The organism is Sinomicrobium sp., from assembly GCA_029266035.1.
Taxonomy (GTDB): domain Bacteria; phylum Bacteroidota; class Bacteroidia; order Flavobacteriales; family Flavobacteriaceae; genus Sinomicrobium.
This window is the reverse complement of the sequence record JAJUFH010000034.1, coordinates 11,922-27,037: the sequence shown is the minus strand read 5'-3', so window position 1 is coordinate 27,037 and position 15,116 is coordinate 11,922. Positions and strand designations below refer to the sequence as shown.

At 40.2% G+C, this 15,116-nt stretch carries 17 protein-coding genes, 1 tRNA gene and 1 pseudogene; 10 read left to right on the top strand and 9 right to left on the bottom strand.

Annotated elements, in window-relative coordinates; translation table 11 throughout:
- Positions 1 to 26: 26 nt before the first annotated feature.
- Positions 27 to 970, bottom strand: a pseudogene (locus tag ACYZZR_RS12475) (IS3 family transposase); the annotation flags it as partial.
- Positions 971 to 1,195: 225 nt separating this feature from the next.
- Between ACYZZR_RS12475 and ACYZZR_RS12470 the strand changes: the two are divergent.
- The 7 genes from ACYZZR_RS12470 to ACYZZR_RS12440 all read left to right on the top strand — a co-directional run bounded on the left by ACYZZR_RS12470 (position 1,196) and on the right by ACYZZR_RS12440 (position 6,631).
- Positions 1,196 to 1,756, top strand: coding sequence for a glutathione peroxidase (locus tag ACYZZR_RS12470; protein WP_461534342.1), 561 nt, complete (start codon positions 1,196 to 1,198; stop codon positions 1,754 to 1,756).
- Between the two features lie 32 nt (positions 1,757 to 1,788).
- Complete coding sequence (locus tag ACYZZR_RS12465) at positions 1,789 to 2,955, top strand: trans-sulfuration enzyme family protein (protein ID WP_461534341.1); 1,167 nt, start codon at positions 1,789 to 1,791, stop codon at positions 2,953 to 2,955.
- Between the two features lie 42 nt (positions 2,956 to 2,997).
- Positions 2,998 to 3,702, top strand: a complete 705-nt coding sequence (gene bshB1 / locus ACYZZR_RS12460; protein ID WP_461534340.1) for a bacillithiol biosynthesis deacetylase BshB1 — start codon at positions 2,998 to 3,000, stop codon at positions 3,700 to 3,702.
- 60 nt (positions 3,703 to 3,762) lie between these two features.
- Positions 3,763 to 3,838 (top strand) — tRNA-His (locus ACYZZR_RS12455).
- A gap of 190 nt (positions 3,839 to 4,028) precedes the next feature.
- Positions 4,029 to 4,115 carry a type II toxin-antitoxin system HicA family toxin gene (locus ACYZZR_RS12450; RefSeq protein WP_461534343.1) on the top strand — a complete coding sequence of 29 codons (87 nt, stop codon included), beginning with the start codon at positions 4,029 to 4,031 and terminating at the stop codon, positions 4,113 to 4,115.
- A gap of 87 nt (positions 4,116 to 4,202) precedes the next feature.
- A complete protein-coding gene (locus ACYZZR_RS12445; RefSeq protein ID WP_461534339.1) occupies positions 4,203 to 4,613 on the top strand; it encodes a type II toxin-antitoxin system HicB family antitoxin in 411 nt (136 codons plus the stop codon).
- A 164-nt stretch (positions 4,614 to 4,777) separates the two neighbouring features.
- A complete protein-coding gene (locus tag ACYZZR_RS12440; protein ID WP_461534338.1) occupies positions 4,778 to 6,631 on the top strand; it encodes a GNAT family N-acyltransferase in 1,854 nt (617 codons plus the stop codon).
- 5 nt (positions 6,632 to 6,636) lie between these two features.
- On the opposite strand, the gene ACYZZR_RS12435 is transcribed toward ACYZZR_RS12440, so the two are convergent.
- A complete protein-coding gene (locus tag ACYZZR_RS12435; protein WP_461534337.1) occupies positions 6,637 to 7,602 on the bottom strand; it encodes an endonuclease/exonuclease/phosphatase family protein in 966 nt (321 codons plus the stop codon).
- A gap of 231 nt (positions 7,603 to 7,833) precedes the next feature.
- Here ACYZZR_RS12435 and tssD (ACYZZR_RS12430) point away from each other — a divergent pair, with 231 nt between their 5' ends.
- Together tssD (ACYZZR_RS12430) and tssD (ACYZZR_RS12425) are read left to right on the top strand one after the other, a co-directional pair.
- Positions 7,834 to 8,220: a type VI secretion system tube protein TssD gene (gene tssD / locus ACYZZR_RS12430; protein WP_461534336.1), complete on the top strand. Its 387-nt coding sequence runs from the start codon at positions 7,834 to 7,836 to the stop codon at positions 8,218 to 8,220.
- A 131-nt stretch (positions 8,221 to 8,351) separates the two neighbouring features.
- Positions 8,352 to 8,747 carry a type VI secretion system tube protein TssD gene (gene tssD, locus ACYZZR_RS12425; protein WP_461534335.1) on the top strand — a complete coding sequence of 132 codons (396 nt, stop codon included), beginning with the start codon at positions 8,352 to 8,354 and terminating at the stop codon, positions 8,745 to 8,747.
- 74 nt (positions 8,748 to 8,821) lie between these two features.
- On the opposite strand, the gene ACYZZR_RS12420 is transcribed toward tssD (ACYZZR_RS12425), so the two are convergent.
- From ACYZZR_RS12420 to lgt, 4 genes are all read right to left on the bottom strand, one after another.
- The gene (locus ACYZZR_RS12420) at positions 8,822 to 9,727 is read right to left on the bottom strand and encodes an NAD(P)/FAD-dependent oxidoreductase (RefSeq protein ID WP_461534334.1); all 906 of its coding nucleotides are present in this window, start codon (positions 9,725 to 9,727) and stop codon (positions 8,822 to 8,824) included.
- Between the two features lie 118 nt (positions 9,728 to 9,845).
- Positions 9,846 to 9,998, bottom strand: a complete 153-nt coding sequence (locus tag ACYZZR_RS12415) for a hypothetical protein (RefSeq protein WP_461534333.1) — start codon at positions 9,996 to 9,998, stop codon at positions 9,846 to 9,848.
- A complete protein-coding gene (locus ACYZZR_RS12410; RefSeq protein ID WP_461534332.1) occupies positions 9,982 to 10,566 on the bottom strand; it encodes a zeta toxin family protein in 585 nt (194 codons plus the stop codon). The genes ACYZZR_RS12415 and ACYZZR_RS12410 overlap by 17 nt, the downstream gene beginning before the upstream one ends.
- A 473-nt stretch (positions 10,567 to 11,039) precedes the next feature.
- A complete protein-coding gene (lgt, locus tag ACYZZR_RS12405) occupies positions 11,040 to 11,900 on the bottom strand; it encodes a prolipoprotein diacylglyceryl transferase (protein WP_461534331.1) in 861 nt (286 codons plus the stop codon).
- 166 nt (positions 11,901 to 12,066) lie between these two features.
- Here lgt and ACYZZR_RS12400 point away from each other — a divergent pair, with 166 nt between their 5' ends.
- On the top strand, positions 12,067 to 12,543 hold the full coding sequence (locus tag ACYZZR_RS12400; protein ID WP_461534330.1) for a hypothetical protein: 477 nt from the start codon (positions 12,067 to 12,069) through the stop codon (positions 12,541 to 12,543).
- 90 nt (positions 12,544 to 12,633) lie between these two features.
- On the opposite strand, the gene ACYZZR_RS12395 is transcribed toward ACYZZR_RS12400, so the two are convergent.
- The 3 genes from ACYZZR_RS12395 to ACYZZR_RS12385 all read right to left on the bottom strand — a co-directional run bounded on the left by ACYZZR_RS12395 (position 12,634) and on the right by ACYZZR_RS12385 (position 15,114).
- On the bottom strand, positions 12,634 to 13,086 hold the full coding sequence (locus ACYZZR_RS12395; RefSeq protein ID WP_461534329.1) for a PepSY-like domain-containing protein: 453 nt from the start codon (positions 13,084 to 13,086) through the stop codon (positions 12,634 to 12,636).
- Positions 13,087 to 13,194: 108 nt separating this feature from the next.
- The gene (locus tag ACYZZR_RS12390) at positions 13,195 to 13,452 is read right to left on the bottom strand and encodes a hypothetical protein (protein ID WP_461534328.1); all 258 of its coding nucleotides are present in this window, start codon (positions 13,450 to 13,452) and stop codon (positions 13,195 to 13,197) included.
- Positions 13,453 to 13,845: 393 nt separating this feature from the next.
- Positions 13,846 to 15,114: a sensor histidine kinase gene (locus ACYZZR_RS12385; RefSeq protein ID WP_461534327.1), complete on the bottom strand. Its 1,269-nt coding sequence runs from the start codon at positions 15,112 to 15,114 to the stop codon at positions 13,846 to 13,848.
- Between the last annotated feature and the right edge of the window lie 2 nt (positions 15,115 to 15,116).

The following is a 15,116-nucleotide window of genomic DNA, read 5'->3' as shown; positions in this document are numbered from 1 at the left end:
TGTAAGCTTCCCCTAAATAGAACTGTTCATTCTTCTAATACTTCTACAAACTTATTGTTTTTAATTCTCTTGGGGCTAGCCCCAAGAGAATTAAGTTCCGCATATTTTATTGGCGGGATTTTACCCAGCCCATCGTGTGGGCGGTGATGGTTGTAATCATGCATCCAGATATGTGTCTGTTCTCTTACTTGGTCTATGTTTTCAAAGATGTATTTGTTTAGCACACCTCTTCTGTAACTTCCATTGAACCTTTCCACAAACGCATTTTGCGTGGGTTTCCCCGGCTGTATATATTTGAATTCGATATCGTGCATCATGCTCCATTCCGAGGCGATCTTGGCTATAAATTCAGGTCCGTTATCCATCCGTATCTTTTTGGGCTTGCCCTTTTTGTTAATAAGGTGGTTGAGCACCCATACCACGCGGTTGCTCGTCAGTGAGAAGTCGACCTCAATATGGAGTGCCTCTCTGTTAAAATCATCAATTATATTAAATGCCCTAAAGCGTCTTTTGTTTTCTAAGACGTCTGTTACAAAATCCATACTCCAGGTATGGTTAAGCTCGCTGGGAATCTCCAGGGGTTCTTTTGTTCTGGAAGGCAAGCGTTTCTTCACCTTTCTGCGCAAGGGGAGCCCTAGTGCCACATAGACCCTATGCATACGCTTGTGGTTCCAGGGTTTTCCCTCTTCGCGTAACCGGTCATAGGCCTTCCAAAAACCTTCCTCTGAATGTTCCTTTACCTTTTGTTGCAAGGCTTGTTCTATCTCGCTATCATCCTTGGGCAAAGGCCTATAATAATAAACACTCTTACTCATGTTGAGTACACGGCACGCCCTACAGATGCCGTAATGAATAAGTTCTTTGGCAATCATTCGCTTTCTGCAGGGCTTTAGAGCTTTTTTTCGATGATCTCCTTGGCCATCTGGTGGTCAAGAGCCAAGGTGGCATACATCTGTTTGAGCTTGGGGTTTGCTGGACAGCTTCTATACTGTACCACAGGAATTGCAGTTAAAAAACAGATCAAACCAGTACGTGATTCAGTGTACAGGAAGAGGGACAATAGTAAATTCTTAATAAAGAAATTGATACTAAAAAGTTAAGATGTTCTTCAGATAGAATTTATGATAGATTTATGAGCAAAATACCCAAAGAGTTTTTATTTTATGTAGTATCTTCGATGTAAATTTTTGATCTTATGAAACAACTGTTGATATTAAGCTTATTGTGTTGCTATAGTATAAGTTTTGCACAAAATAACAAGGCCATGAAAAAAGAAGACATTTATCAATTTAAGGTAGAAGACCTTTACGGAGGAAGTTTTGATTTCTCCACGCTCAAAGGGAAGAAGATAATGGTGGTCAACACAGCCAGCGAATGCGGACTCACCCCACAGTACGAAGTACTTCAAGAACTGTATGACAAGTATAAAAACAGCAATTTTGCCATTGTCGGTTTCCCAGCAAATAACTTTGGCGGACAAGAACCGGGAAGCAATGAGCAGATTGCTGCATTCTGCGAGCAGAACTACGGAGTGACATTTCCTATGATGGCCAAGATATCGGTTAAGGGGAGTGATATGCATCCCGTTTATCAGTTTCTCACAGAAAAGGCAAAAAACGGATTGGAGGATTCTGAGGTACAGTGGAATTTTCAAAAGTATCTGATCGATACGGATGGGCATTTGGCCAAGGTGATTCCGCCCAAAACACTTCCCGACGACAAGAGTGTAACAGATTGGATTGAAGCAAAACCCTAACACGAGTTTCTTTACCTATTTCTAATAAGATTATGAGTGATAAAAGTATGGGTATCAATACCCTGTGCACCCACGAAGGGGAAGTGAGCGATACGGTACACCAAGGCGTGGTATCTCCCCTGTATATGTCTACTGCCTACGCCTTTGAAGATGTAGACATCAAGCGCTATCCGCGTTATTTCAATACCCCAAACCAATTGGCATTGGCCAAAAAAATCGCCGCCTTAGAGCAGGCAGAGGCTGCCCTTGTTTTTGGCAGTGGAATGGCGGCTATAAGCACCGCACTACTAACTTTCCTAAAAAAGGGAGACCATGTGGTACTGCAGCAAACCCTGTATGGAGGAACCTTTAATCTGATTGTTGAAGAGTTTGAAAACTTCGGAATAGAGTACTCCTTTACTAAAGGGTGGAAGTCGGCCGATTTTGAAGAATGTATACGAGACAATACCAAGGTGATTTATTTAGAAACCCCTTCCAATCCGCTGCTTACCATAACCGATATTGAAGCTGTTTCTAACATTGCGGCAAAGCGAGGGTTAGTCACTTTGATAGACAATACCTTTGCCAGTCCGGTAAACCAGAATCCTCTCAATCTCGGAGTGGATGTGGTGATACACAGTGCTACCAAATATCTCGGAGGGCACAGTGACATACTCGCGGGGGCTGTTGCAAGCTCACAGGAGCATATAGATCGCATACGTAAACTGGGAATGAACCTGGGAGGAACACTGAGCGACTATACCGTATGGCTACTGGAACGAAGCATCAAAACACTGGGAATTCGCGTAAAGGCACAAAACAGAAATGCCAGAAAACTGGCTAGGTTTTTGGAAAAACATCCTGATGTGAGTAGGGTGTACTATCCCGGACTCAAGAGTCACCCAGACTACGAGCTGGCCAAAAGACAGATGAAAGGTTTTGGCGGAATGCTCTCTTTTGAACTTCGGGAAGGGCTCGATGCCAGTGCTTTTATGAAAGAACTCCGACTGGTAAAACCTGCTATGAGCCTGGCTGGGGTAGAAAGTACTATAACTTCGCCTACACTTACCTCTCACGCGCTGCTCTCTGCTGAAGAGCGAAAGGCACAAGGTATAGCAGATGGACTGCTGAGGTTTTCGGTGGGGATAGAAGATAAGAACGACTTGATAGCTGACTTAGAAAATGCCCTTGAAAAAACAGCGGCGTTAAAGCTGAAATAAGTTCTATTGATACAATTGCATTTGTTAACCAAAGAAATATAAATGGTAAAACTCGATATATTGGCTATCGGCGCACATCCCGACGATGTAGAACTCGGTTGTGGAGCTACTATAGCCAAAGCAGTAGCAGAAGGAAAAAAAGTGGGAATACTAGATCTTACGAGGGGAGAACTCGGCACTCGAGGGTCGGCAGAATTGCGGATAAAAGAAGCGGCTAAAGCGGCAGAGATACTAGGGGTATCGGTACGCGAAAACCTCAGATATGCTGATGGTTTTTTTGTAAACGACAGAGAACACCAACTGGGTATTATCAAAATATTGCGAAAATACCGTCCGGATACGGTTTTGTGCAATGCTGTAGAAGACAGACATATCGATCACGGCAAGGGGAGTAAGCTGACTAGCGATGCCTGTTTTTTAAGTGGACTGATTAAGATAGATACCGGTCAGCAAGCATGGAGACCGCGCTGGGTATATCACTATATACAATGGCAACATATCACTCCCGATGTGGCCGTTGATGTGGGCGATTTTATAAAATTAAAGAAAGAAGCCGTAATGGCTTATGGATCACAGTTTTTTGATCCGGACAGCAAAGAACCGGAAACCCCGATTACTAGTCAGAATTTCTTAGACAGTATAGAATACCGAGCTCGCGACCTCGGGAGGCTCGTAGGTGTAGATTATGCCGAAGGTTTTACCGCAGAGCGCACCATTGCTGTAAAATCACTTGACAATCTGATATAATTTTCACCTTTTTATTTGCAAATAGGAGAGAATAGTTTACCTTTGCATCCGCAAATAAATGGTGGTTGTAGCTCAGTTGGTTAGAGCGTCGGATTGTGGTTCCGAAGGTCGCCGGTTCGAGACCGGTCTTCCACCCAGATTACAAAAAACCTCGCAATAGTATTATTATTGTGAGGTTTTTTGTTTTTTGGACTTGTCATTGCATATAGAGGTGAAAATAGCAATAAAAAACATAACTATTTTGTTATATAACTAAATTGTTATATCTTCGGAGAATGAAATCGAGGTCTTTGATAAGAATGGTTGAAGAGGACGGCTAGTATTTGGTGAGAACAAAAGGTAGCCATCACCATTTTAAACATGCTGAGAAGAAAGGGATTGTTACTATACCGATATTCCGAAAGGTACTGTAGATTCCATCTTAAAACAAGCAGGATTAAAATAGCCTTTCCACTATCAAAGAATTCTTGTTTAATGCAATCACAATAAGCGATAACACTATGGCAACGTATATAAAAGTATTTGTAGAGAAAGCAGACGATGGAACTTATTGGGGAACTACTCAGGATATACCGGGTGTAGTATCTACTTTTGGGAATTCATTACAGGAGTTAAAACAGAACTTAAAAATTGCTTTTGACGATTATATTGAAGTGGCAGAATCGGAAAATGAAGATTGGGTAGCCGAAGTCAAAAAGCGAAAGGGTTTTGTGTACCATATGGATATGAAATCTTTCTTTAAACTGGTTCCGGAGGTTAAAATTACTGCGATAGCGGAAAAGGCACATATCAACGCTTCTTTAATGCGGCAATATGTCACCGGAAGGGCAAATGCTTCTGAATACCGCGTACGGCAAATCGAAAAGGCAATACACGAACTGGGCGAGGAGTTACTGTCGGTTTCTTTCTGAGATCTGATTGTTGAAATAGGTATAGTTTATTCAAACAAGGAGGTGTTTTTAGTTATGAGACTACCTCAGGCTGTAGTGTTACCCCTCTGTAAAACCTGTGCTTTTTCCTTTTTAAAACTATTAAACTATTTGGTTATATTTGTATTTAGCTTAACTATTAACAGATGGGATTAGTAACCGCAAGGGAAGTTGCCAAAGCTATTCATGTAGACAAATACGGAATATTCGGTACTTTGATGGGTTGGTTTTTGATGAAATTGCTCAAGATATCTAAACTGAATCGCATATACGACAGGAACAGACATCTCAGCGGTACAGAATTTCTCGATGCCATACTTGAGGAGTTTCAAATTCGGTTTGAAATTCCCGAAGAAGATTTAAAACGCCTTCCGAAAGACGGGAGTTATATCACTATATCCAATCATCCCTTGGGAGGTATAGACGGTATACTACTGCTTCGTTTGCTGTCTGAAAAACGACCGGATTACAAGATTATGGCCAATTTTCTGTTGCATCGCATCGAACCGATGAAGCCGTATATCATGCCCGTTAATCCGTTTGAAGATCACAAGGACGCCAAATCGAGTATGATCGGATTTAAGCAGGCTATCTACCACTTGAGGGAAGGGCATCCGCTGGGGGTATTTCCGGCCGGAGAGGTGTCTACCTATCGCGATGGAAAACTGATTGTAGACCGCCCTTGGGAAGTGGCCGCGATGAAACTCATAAAAAAGGCCGAAGTACCGGTTATTCCGATATATTTTCACGCTAAGAACAGCCGTCTTTTTTACAGACTGGCAAAGATTAGCGATACGCTGCGCACAGCCAAATTGCCTTCTGAACTACTCACTCAGAAAAAGAGAGTAATCAAGGTGCGTATTGGGAGGCCTATCTCTGTAGAAACTCAGCAGGAAATCGAATCGCTAGACGAGTTTACTGAGTTTCTTCGCAAAAAGACCTATATGTTGTCCAATCCGTATGCCAAAGAGAGTTTGCTCAACAAGGTTCCAGGTTCGTTGAAACTCGCTAAAGCACCAAAAAAAATTATAACTGGTGTGAGTTCTGAACTTATGGATGGTGAAGTGAATATACTTAGAGAAAATGATTTTAGGCTGTTGTCGAGTAAAAATTACGAGGTGTTTCTGGCACCGTCTGAAAGGATTCCACATATTTTACAGGAAATAGGACGCTTGAGAGAAATTACCTTTAGGGAGATAGGTGAGGGGACAAACCAGGCGGTAGACCTAGATCACTTCGACACCTATTACCACCATATGTTTTTGTGGGACAACGCTGCAAAAAGTATAGTCGGAGCTTATAGGATGGGAATGGGTTCAGAAATTTTTGCAAAATACGGTATAGACGGATTTTATCTGCAAGATCTGTTTCGCTTTGAACCCGAGCTGTACAAAATGATGAGTGAATCGATAGAGATGGGAAGGGCGTTTATCATCAAAGAATACCAACAAAAACCCATGCCGCTCTTTTTGTTGTGGAAGGGAATAGTGCACACTACCCTGAGGTATCCACAACACAAATACCTGATAGGAGGAGTGAGTATCAGCAATCAGTTTTCCAACTTTTCAAAATCGCTGATGATCGAATTTATGAAGTCGAATTACTACGATCCGTATATAGCGCAGTACATCAAACCCAAAAAGGAGTTTAAGGTAAAGCTAAAAGATGCCGATAAAGATTTTGTTTTTGATGAAACTGAGGCCGACTTGAATAAGTTCGATCGGATTATAGATGAGGTAGAACCGGGAAATCTAAGGCTCCCGGTACTTATCAAAAAGTATATAAAACAGAATGCCAGAGTAATTGCATTTAACGTAGACCCACTATTTAACAATTCGGTGGACGGCTTGATGTATATTCGCATAGCCGACCTGCCCGAGAGTACTGTAAAACCGGTTATGGAAGAGTTTCAGCAAGAACTCGAACAAAAGTTTATGCAAAACGATCAGGATCACCACAGAGAAGATGATGGTCAGACTTCAGGCCACGGTATGAGCTAATAACTTTATCGAGTATTTAACCAAAAATCAGCGAGTACCGGAAGGTGATCACTCAGTGCAAAGCCGTTTGGGTCATCGTTATTCATCCTGAAGTTTCCCTCAAACAAAACGCGATATTCTTTTATTTGTTCAGAAAGCGCCCCGGCGCAATACAGATAATCGAGCCTTTTGTAGGGCTTGATGGCATTGGTAGTAAAACCGTCACCCTTACCCGCTGTTTTAAACATGTCGACCAATTTTCCGCTGTTCAAATGCTCGTATTCTACAGTATTAGGTGGGTGATTTAAATCACCTTGAAGGATGACACTGTCTACATCGTCGGCTAAATCGCTATTTACACTATCGTGTATTGCGGCTATTTCCTTTAAGCGTATTTTGGTGTCATTTTCTTCTTTGTGAAAAGGCCATAAATGAGCTGAGTGTACAATAAGAGATTTGCCGTTGGGCAGTAGAAGTTTGACTTTTCCCCAATGCCTTGTAAATAGTTCTTTATGATCAGTATCCTTGCTCGCAAAGGGTCTGTTTTCTGAACTCAATATCTCATAATTGGTGAGAATAGCACCCGGAAATCGCCCTGCTCCATTTTGACCTCCCGAGAAAAAGACATAGTTCATATCGAGTATATCGGCCATAAGTGCTACGATTTTTTCGTCAGGTGCTTCCGAAAAATTGATGATGTTTGGTTGGTATAGTGCCAATTCTTGAGCGATGCGAATTGGAATTTGCCCGAGGTTTCTCGCGGTTTTTACCAATATGCTCTGTTCGCCAGGAGGCAGCTGGCGTCCGTTGATACCTTTGTAGCCTATACAGCCGTTAAACACATTGTAGGAGATAGATCTGATGGTCTTTTCATCACGTATTGTTTCGATGTAGGGCGATATTTTCCAGGCAGGCAATATGCTAAGCCCTAAGAGCGATAGTGCCGACTGCTGTACAAATAACCTTCTCGACTTAAAATTTTCTTGTGCCATTAAACTGATTTTATCGATAAAATTATGATATTTAGTCGGTGAATTAAAGTGAGTTTCTCCTAAAAAACATCAATTCGCATTAATTAATTTTTTGTTTACTTAACAGACGATAAAACGAAACGTTTTCTTAATACTTAAAATTTTGTTTGTAGGAATGCCTTGTAATATCTTGCAGGAGTAAATAAATCAATTTTTGTCAGGTATTTTTATTAACCTTAAATTTTTAGTATTATGTCATTTAAAGCAACATTGACAGTAGGCGGAAAAACCGTAAACATTTTGAGTGTAAATTACGACCTTGCTCAGGAAGTAGATGCCACCGGGCGTCCTTCTTCAGTAACACGAGGTGGACGTATTTACTTTACAGTAGAATCTACTGCAGATTCTTTTTTCTTCGAGTGGATGACCAACAACTTCGAACGCAAAAACGGTACTATCACTTATTTTAAGCGCGATACCGATGCTAAACTTAAAGAAGTAGATTTTACCGAAGGATATTTGGTGAAGTACAAGGAAAACTTCGACGCTTCTGGAGACAATCCGCTTACTGAAACCTTTACGGTATCTTGCCGACTGCTGAATACCGGTGGTGGTGAGCACATCAACGAGTGGGTGTAATCCTGAAAGGAATTTTAAAATAACAGTAAAGGAGATGATTTCAGTATTATCTCCTTTGCTTCTCTTTAACACATTACTGATCCTATTCAATTACTGTTGAGGGATCGCAACCGTATTTAATAGCAATACTTATGAGTTTTCTTGCAAAGTTAGAGATCGACGATGCGTCATACACCATTTTGGAATACGATATTCTGGTAGAGAAGGGTACCGACCACAACAGCAAACCGGCTACCAATGCCAAGGGCGGAGAGATTCGCGTGGTGGTGGAGACCGATATGAAAGATCAATTTTCTGATTGGGCGATAAGTAATACTCAGGTAAAAGACGGCAAACTGATTTTCTACAAACGAGACGGAATGAGCCGAATGAAATCAATCAGTTTTACTAAGGGATATTGCATTCGCTACAAAGAGAAATTCAGAGCTTCGGGAGACGAACCGATGACTACCGAAATCGTGGTTTCCGCTCAGGAAATCAAGATCGGAAATACGCCCTATAAAAAGAAATGGCCGGCTGCTTTGTAATAGCTGTAAGAGATAAACAGCGTGGCAGCCCGCAGTAATGGTGAGGAAACCTAGTACTCAACTTGTACAGTTCCTTAAAAACTTTCTTGTGTCAGCTCGCTGTTGATGATGGCACCCGTAATATTTCCGCTGTAAACGGCTGTGGCTACGGAGCGCATCATCGCGCTGTTATCGCCGCAGGCAAAAATTCCGTTTTCAGTAGTTTTTTGCATAAAATTTACTTCTATATAGCCGTGTTCTGTAAGCTTACAACCCAGGCTTTGGGGAATGGCGGTGTTTTGTTGGAAAGGAATGGAGGCATAGGCGCATTCAAAGTCTTCTCTGCTGCCATCTTTAAAAGTAATGCCTTCTAATTGTCCGTCTTTGTGTACGATTTCGGCAATTTCCTTCTCCAATATACGGATATTGTGTTTTTTTAATTTCTTGAGTTTGTCATCGTCCAGTTGTGGCTTAGTTGAAATGATTAGGGTAATATTATCACTGAGATTGTCGATCAGCGAAGCGAGGTGATAGGCCTTGTCTCCGTCGGCAATCACAGCCGTTTTTTTGCCCCTTATTTCATAGCCGTGGCAGTAGGGGCAATGCACCACAGAAATTCCCCAACATTCGGAAAAGCCTTTTATCGGAGGCATTACATCCTTAATACCGGTGGCAAAAACCAATTTTTTAGCTGTGAAAACCGTTCCGGTTGAGGTAGTGATCTCAAAACCTTCCTCAATTCTCTTTCCATCTGTTGCCAGGCCATCAAAAAAACTGACGCTGGGGTAGGCCGATACCTGCTTTTTGGCAATTTCGGATATTTGCTGTGGAGTACTCCCGTCTTGGGTAAGAAAGTTGTGCGAATGTGGTGTTTGGCGGTTACAAGGCATACCCGCATCTATAACCAAAGTCTTTCTGAGTGAGCGTCCCAATGTCATAGCCGAAGAAAGTCCGGCATAGCTTCCGCCTATCACAATAACTTCGTAGTCTTTTGTTGTCATACCGCTGTGTTTTAAAAAGAGAATTACGGTATGGAAAAAGAGGTTTTGCCGATACCTTGCTCAAAGGTAGGGAATTTATTTTTATTGCGACATAGTGGCGTTTGTTGTATTATCCTATTTACTTAGGTTTAATTTTTACGATTTTTCCATTTTGCATAACTACGAGTTCGCTATTATTCTCTTTCTTGAATTCAATCAGCTTTTCGTATACTTTTTCAAGTCCTTTGACAATTTTATTTTTGAGCTCTATTTGTTTATCCTTCTTTGTCATAAAATTTCTTTAATTGATTAAATTTATTGGAGTCAAAAATCAAAAATTCTTCTTCTATTTTTTGTGCGATGAGTTCGTGCTTTCCGTAGGAGTTATCAAAGATTAAAGTTCCGTCTACAATATCGAGGTATATGTTGAACAAATTTTTTATTCCCTTTAAATATCTTCTTTCAATTACGTCTACCGGAATGTTATGTCCGCCTTCTTTCACTCTGATCTTTACACGCTCTTTTGCGAGTTTAATATTGTTTAACCAAAAGAAAAGTAGTGTTATGGTGTATCCCTGTTTTTTTGCTTTTAAAATTTTGCTTTTATAGCTTTTAGTTGACAATGTTGCTTCAAATGCAAAACTTTTATTGTCTTCTAAAAGTTCATTAATTCTATTTATCATAATTCTCCCTGCTTCAAAGGCTACCTTTTCTGGCTGAAAGGGCGAAAGTCCCTTAGCAATTTCGTCTGCATTTACAAATTCTTTACACTTTATGATTTCGGGTAAGATAGTGTAAGAAGCTGTAGTTTTTCCGGCTCCATTACAACCTGCAATTATGTAAAGATTTTTGTCTCTCATTTCTTTACAAATCTAATCATTTTTTGGTAGTTATGTTTTTTGCAATAGTGTTTTTGAGTATTGTGTATTATCATTATAAATTTGATAGTGACCGAATAGAAGATGTATACCTTCTCGTCTAAATTGAGAATGTATGTGGCAGTTTTCTTCTTCTTAAGAACAGGTGTTTTAATTGATGGTGAATCGCTTTTATATCTGAAATTAAACATTTAGTTCTTGCCGGTATCGGCAAGAATTAGTGTTTTTTACGTATGATATTGTTTTATATTTGCCGATAACGGCAATATCTGATCAAAATTATGAACTATATTTCAGTACGAGAGTTTGCAAAATGTTTTACTACAAGGGATTACAACAGTGGCCCCATGTCAGAGAATATCTCTTAGATACCTGTCTTAGCGCTCAGGACAATTACAAAACCATTCTTCAATATTTTGAAATAGGGTTTGATTAGATCAACGACTTACTTTCTCTTAACAAAAGGATTTTAAGTTAGAGGTTTTATCACCGTTTGGCTGTTTGTTTTTCTTCGGCCAAAAAACAAATAGCATTCCGGCAACAATAAAGGGGATACTGAGAAGTTGCCCCATATTCAAGCTCATTTGATCTTCAAAACCGACTTGGTTTTCCTTAAAAAACTCTATGACAAGCCGAGCTGAAAACATGAGGATAAGAAAAAGTCCGAACAGCTGTCCGTTTCTATGGGTGAGTTTACGGCTGTGGTATACCCCATACAACAGGAGAAAGATAGCGAGATAGGAAAACGCCTCGTACAACTGGGTGGGATGTCTCGGTATCATATCGTCTTGAACAAAAACGACCCCCCAGCTTCCGTCGGTTGGCTTGCCGTAGATTTCTGAGTTCATAAAGTTTCCCAATCGTATAAAAGCCGCGGCTACCGGTATAGCGATAGCCACCTTGTCTAATACCCACAAAAACTTTGTCTTATACTTCCGGCAGTATAGCGCAATGGCAATCAGAACACCTATGGCTCCTCCATGGCTTGCCAAGCCTTGATAGCCGGTAAATTTATACGAGCCCTCTATGTTCTGAATGGGCAGAAACATCTCCAGCGGATGGCTCAGAAAGTAATCGGGTTGATAGAACAGACAGTGCCCCAGTCTCGCCCCTACAAGGGTTCCTATAACGATATAAGTGAGCAAACTGTCCAGTCTTTCTGCAGGGATGTTTTCCTTTTTGTAGATGTTTTTTACGATAAAGTATCCTGTGATAATCCCGCTTACAAAAAGTAAACCGTAATACTTTAAAGGAAATGTGTCTGTCAACCAAAAGATTACCGGGTCTATATCCCAGTATACAAAATTGTCGCTCATTTATTATTCTTGGTTAGAGATATTACAAACTTAATGTATTGCTGGTAATATCGAGTAATAAATTTGCCGTAGTCTCTAGTTTTGTGGAATAGTCTTTGATTTACAGAGGAGGAGTAACGTAATGTTTGTCAAAAACTCTGATGAACACTAAAAAACCGATTTTAATATGAAAAATAATAGTCTTGTGATGCTGCTTCTCCTAATTACATTTTCTCTTTCAGCACAAACTTATAAACTAGAAGAGATTTTTTCGGATAAAACTACAGAAACCTATATGTCGCATTATCGGTTGATAGATGGAGATAATCCTGACCAGCTTTTTGCCTTATGGGGCTATCAGCGTTATTACGACGATTGGACAAGCGGTGCATACGAAGTGGAATATTTTAAGGGAACCGCTCGAGAATTTTATAGTTTTATCAGTGCTTTGGTCCATTTTGCCGACAAATACAAAGGAGAAGATCAGGTGCTGAGTTATATCTCGGGGGTAAAGGTAAAAACCTTGAGCAATATTTTGACCAAACAAACACTGGTCTACGATAAAGAAGAGAAGGTAGTCTGCTCCTTCAACGCTAGACAATGGGCTAAAATAAGAGATAGGTTTACCCAATATGCTGAAAAACAGCATATCACCTATAGGTAGGTAGCTGGGAGTAAAAAAGAACCCCCTCAAAAGCTGTGTTTCTTATTGCGAACCGACAAAGCGTATGAGGGGGAGTCAATCTAAAATTAATTAATCATCTATTTTTATAAAATCTCCGGTGAGAGTGAAATCCAATTCGAGATCGTTGGAGAGTTCTACCTCATATTTTTTTGAACTTTTATCTATTTTTTCTACAGTTTGAGTGGGGAAGTTCTGTTTTATATAAGCTGAGATTTTTTCGGGAATCACAGCTTCAGGTAGGGCGTTGTGGTTACCGTCTATCTCCTTCCAATTCCCATCGCTGTCAAATTCGAGCTTCATCGCATTGTCGAGTAGTACCTCATAATCAGTTTTTATCAGATAGTCTACATCTTTTACTACTTGTATCACCTTCTGCGTTTTAAAATTGGTTTTCAAAAAATCCTGAGCGGTTTGAGGTAGCTCCGATTGAGGAATTACTTTTTCCTGTGCATTGAGCTGTGAGGTATAACACAAAGTCATTACAACAGCCAACAGTCCGATAACATTTTTTGTGAGTTTCATAATATGTGTTTTTATAATTATAGCACAAAGTTGAGACACGAATTGGGAAAGAAATGGGAAAACCTGTATGTAATTTACGGTGATAACCCACAACACATTCCCACATTGTTACAATAAGATTTTTAGCTTTTTAAAAACACTTTCCCAAGCGTAATAATGACGTCCATTGAGTGTGAAATAAGAAATTTCTCCAGAGTAGTGGAGCTGATGAAGCATTTTGCGGTCAATTCCGAAAATTCGTATTATATCAGAACTGTCGAGTACGACTATTTCTTCAGGAATTTCAGGATGTAGCTTTTTCAATTCCTGAACGATTTCTTCGGGTGTGTGGTGTAAAAAATAATCAAGTGGTAGTTTTTCGTTCATGATCGGTAGGTTTTCGTTTTTTGTGATGGGGTTACAAAAAAGGCCATAACAGGCAAGGTTGCCGAATCAAAAGAAAAGACTTTGTGAATGCTGTTGTTGAATGTGTTTAAAACTGGCAAAATTAACACTTTATGTAGGTTGATGTATTTGTGTGTAATGAATTTTACTCGTTCAAATATAAGAAAAATACTATGAAATAAAAATTAATTTTTATTTAATGATTTTTTAAAGCTAATGTTGTATTGCTACTTATGATTTTTTGCGGCGATTAGAACCTTGTCGCGAAGCAAAACACAACGCGTGATAGACTTGTGTACTAGGATATTTTGAATATCAAACACAACTTATCAGAATTGAAGATGTCAATAGCCACTTTGACTGCTTTTCAGCCTCTTATTGCCTAAGCCGGAAATGGTGTCCCTTATCGAAGTGATAGGAGACAGAGAGGGGAGGGTAGAGTTTGACAATCGACTGTACGATAGCCAATCCCAGTCCGGTAGAGTTTGGGTTTTGTTTGTCTTTGTAAAACCTATGGAATATTTTATTCGGATCCAAGGGCTTTTCACCAGAGTTGTGTACAGACAGCTCGGTGTTGGTAATACGGATATGTACCTCGCCTTTTTCGGTATTGTGCACCATGGCATTTTTGAGTAGGTTATTCATTAAAATAACAGCGAGGTCACGATTTATTTGTATACTAAATACGCCTTGTTCTTGAGTGGTAATCTGAATGTTTTTGTGAGAACTCAGTATTTGTAACTCTGATAGTACTTCTCGAATAAGACGGTTAAAAATAACAGTTTCTGAAGTCTGAAATTGTCGGTTGTCTATTTGAGACAACATAAGCAGGGAACGATTGAGGCGTTTCATCCGTTGCAGCGTTTTGTTGATATCGTCAATCCGGACTAACTGTGCTTCCGAAAGTTCGCTTTCTTCCATCAGGAGTTCCAACTTGTTGGTAGCAATAGCTATCGGGGTTTGTAATTCGTGAGAGGCATTGGCGATAAATTGTTTCTGCTGGGCGTACATCTCTTCACTACGCATGATCATAGCTTGAAGTTCGCGGTGTATTTCGTCGAATTCGCGAACGTCTCCGTTCGGTTTTTCTATCTGTTGTCCTCTCCCTATCTTAAATTCTTTTAATTGTTTAAGAAGACGGTAAAAGGGAGTCCAGGCTCTTTTTAGAATGAAGTGATTGATTATGGTGATACTGGCTACAAGGGCAAGATATAATACTACCAAAGCGGTGAGAAGGTTGTGTAGCAATTCATCTTCTTCTACGGTAGAGGTATAGATTTCCAATTGGTAGTACTGTCCATTTTCCTCAAAAATAGATTGTAATATCCGCACAGGTTCATCGTCGTCTTCATACGGCATATACATTGTGGAGTTGTAGATGTGTCTGTCTTCTGAATAGTCGCCTGGAGCAAGTGGAATAAAACGGAACTGGGCGATGCCGTATTCTCCGGTTTTCAACAGTTCAGGTCGCGATTTGATCTGTTTCATAATCCGCAGTTCGCTGTCTTTGAGTCCGTCGTCTATATTGTCGTAAACTTCCTCGATGATAAACCAGTAAAAGAGTGCAGCCCAAAGGGCGATCAGTACGAGGATGGCCACTACGAGATAGCGGAGGGTATAATTCTTAAGCGAACGTTTTTTCATGA

Bases quoted from the DNA above. Each gene is read 5' to 3' on its own strand.
- tssD (WP_461534335.1), top strand. From the start codon at position 8,352: ATGAGTTTTCTTGCAAAGTTAGAGATCGACGATGCGTCATACACCATT.
- ACYZZR_RS12400 (WP_461534330.1), top strand. From the start codon at position 12,067: ATGAAAAATAATAGTCTTGTGATGCTGCTTCTCCTAATTACATTTTCT.
- ACYZZR_RS12440 (WP_461534338.1), top strand. From the start codon at position 4,778: ATGGGATTAGTAACCGCAAGGGAAGTTGCCAAAGCTATTCATGTAGAC.
- ACYZZR_RS12420 (WP_461534334.1), bottom strand. From the start codon at position 9,727: ATGACAACAAAAGACTACGAAGTTATTGTGATAGGCGGAAGCTATGCC.
- ACYZZR_RS12435 (WP_461534337.1), bottom strand. From the start codon at position 7,602: ATGGCACAAGAAAATTTTAAGTCGAGAAGGTTATTTGTACAGCAGTCG.
- ACYZZR_RS12470 (WP_461534342.1), top strand. From the start codon at position 1,196: ATGAAACAACTGTTGATATTAAGCTTATTGTGTTGCTATAGTATAAGT.
- ACYZZR_RS12395 (WP_461534329.1), bottom strand. From the start codon at position 13,086: ATGAAACTCACAAAAAATGTTATCGGACTGTTGGCTGTTGTAATGACT.
- ACYZZR_RS12410 (WP_461534332.1), bottom strand. From the start codon at position 10,566: ATGAGAGACAAAAATCTTTACATAATTGCAGGTTGTAATGGAGCCGGA.
- ACYZZR_RS12465 (WP_461534341.1), top strand. From the start codon at position 1,789: ATGAGTGATAAAAGTATGGGTATCAATACCCTGTGCACCCACGAAGGG.
- bshB1 (WP_461534340.1), top strand. From the start codon at position 2,998: ATGGTAAAACTCGATATATTGGCTATCGGCGCACATCCCGACGATGTA.
- lgt (WP_461534331.1), bottom strand. From the start codon at position 11,900: ATGAGCGACAATTTTGTATACTGGGATATAGACCCGGTAATCTTTTGG.
- tssD (WP_461534336.1), top strand. From the start codon at position 7,834: ATGTCATTTAAAGCAACATTGACAGTAGGCGGAAAAACCGTAAACATT.
- ACYZZR_RS12385 (WP_461534327.1), bottom strand. From the start codon at position 15,114: ATGAAAAAACGTTCGCTTAAGAATTATACCCTCCGCTATCTCGTAGTG.
- ACYZZR_RS12390 (WP_461534328.1), bottom strand. From the start codon at position 13,452: ATGAACGAAAAACTACCACTTGATTATTTTTTACACCACACACCCGAA.
- ACYZZR_RS12445 (WP_461534339.1), top strand. From the start codon at position 4,203: ATGGCAACGTATATAAAAGTATTTGTAGAGAAAGCAGACGATGGAACT.
- ACYZZR_RS12415 (WP_461534333.1), bottom strand. From the start codon at position 9,998: ATGACAAAGAAGGATAAACAAATAGAGCTCAAAAATAAAATTGTCAAA.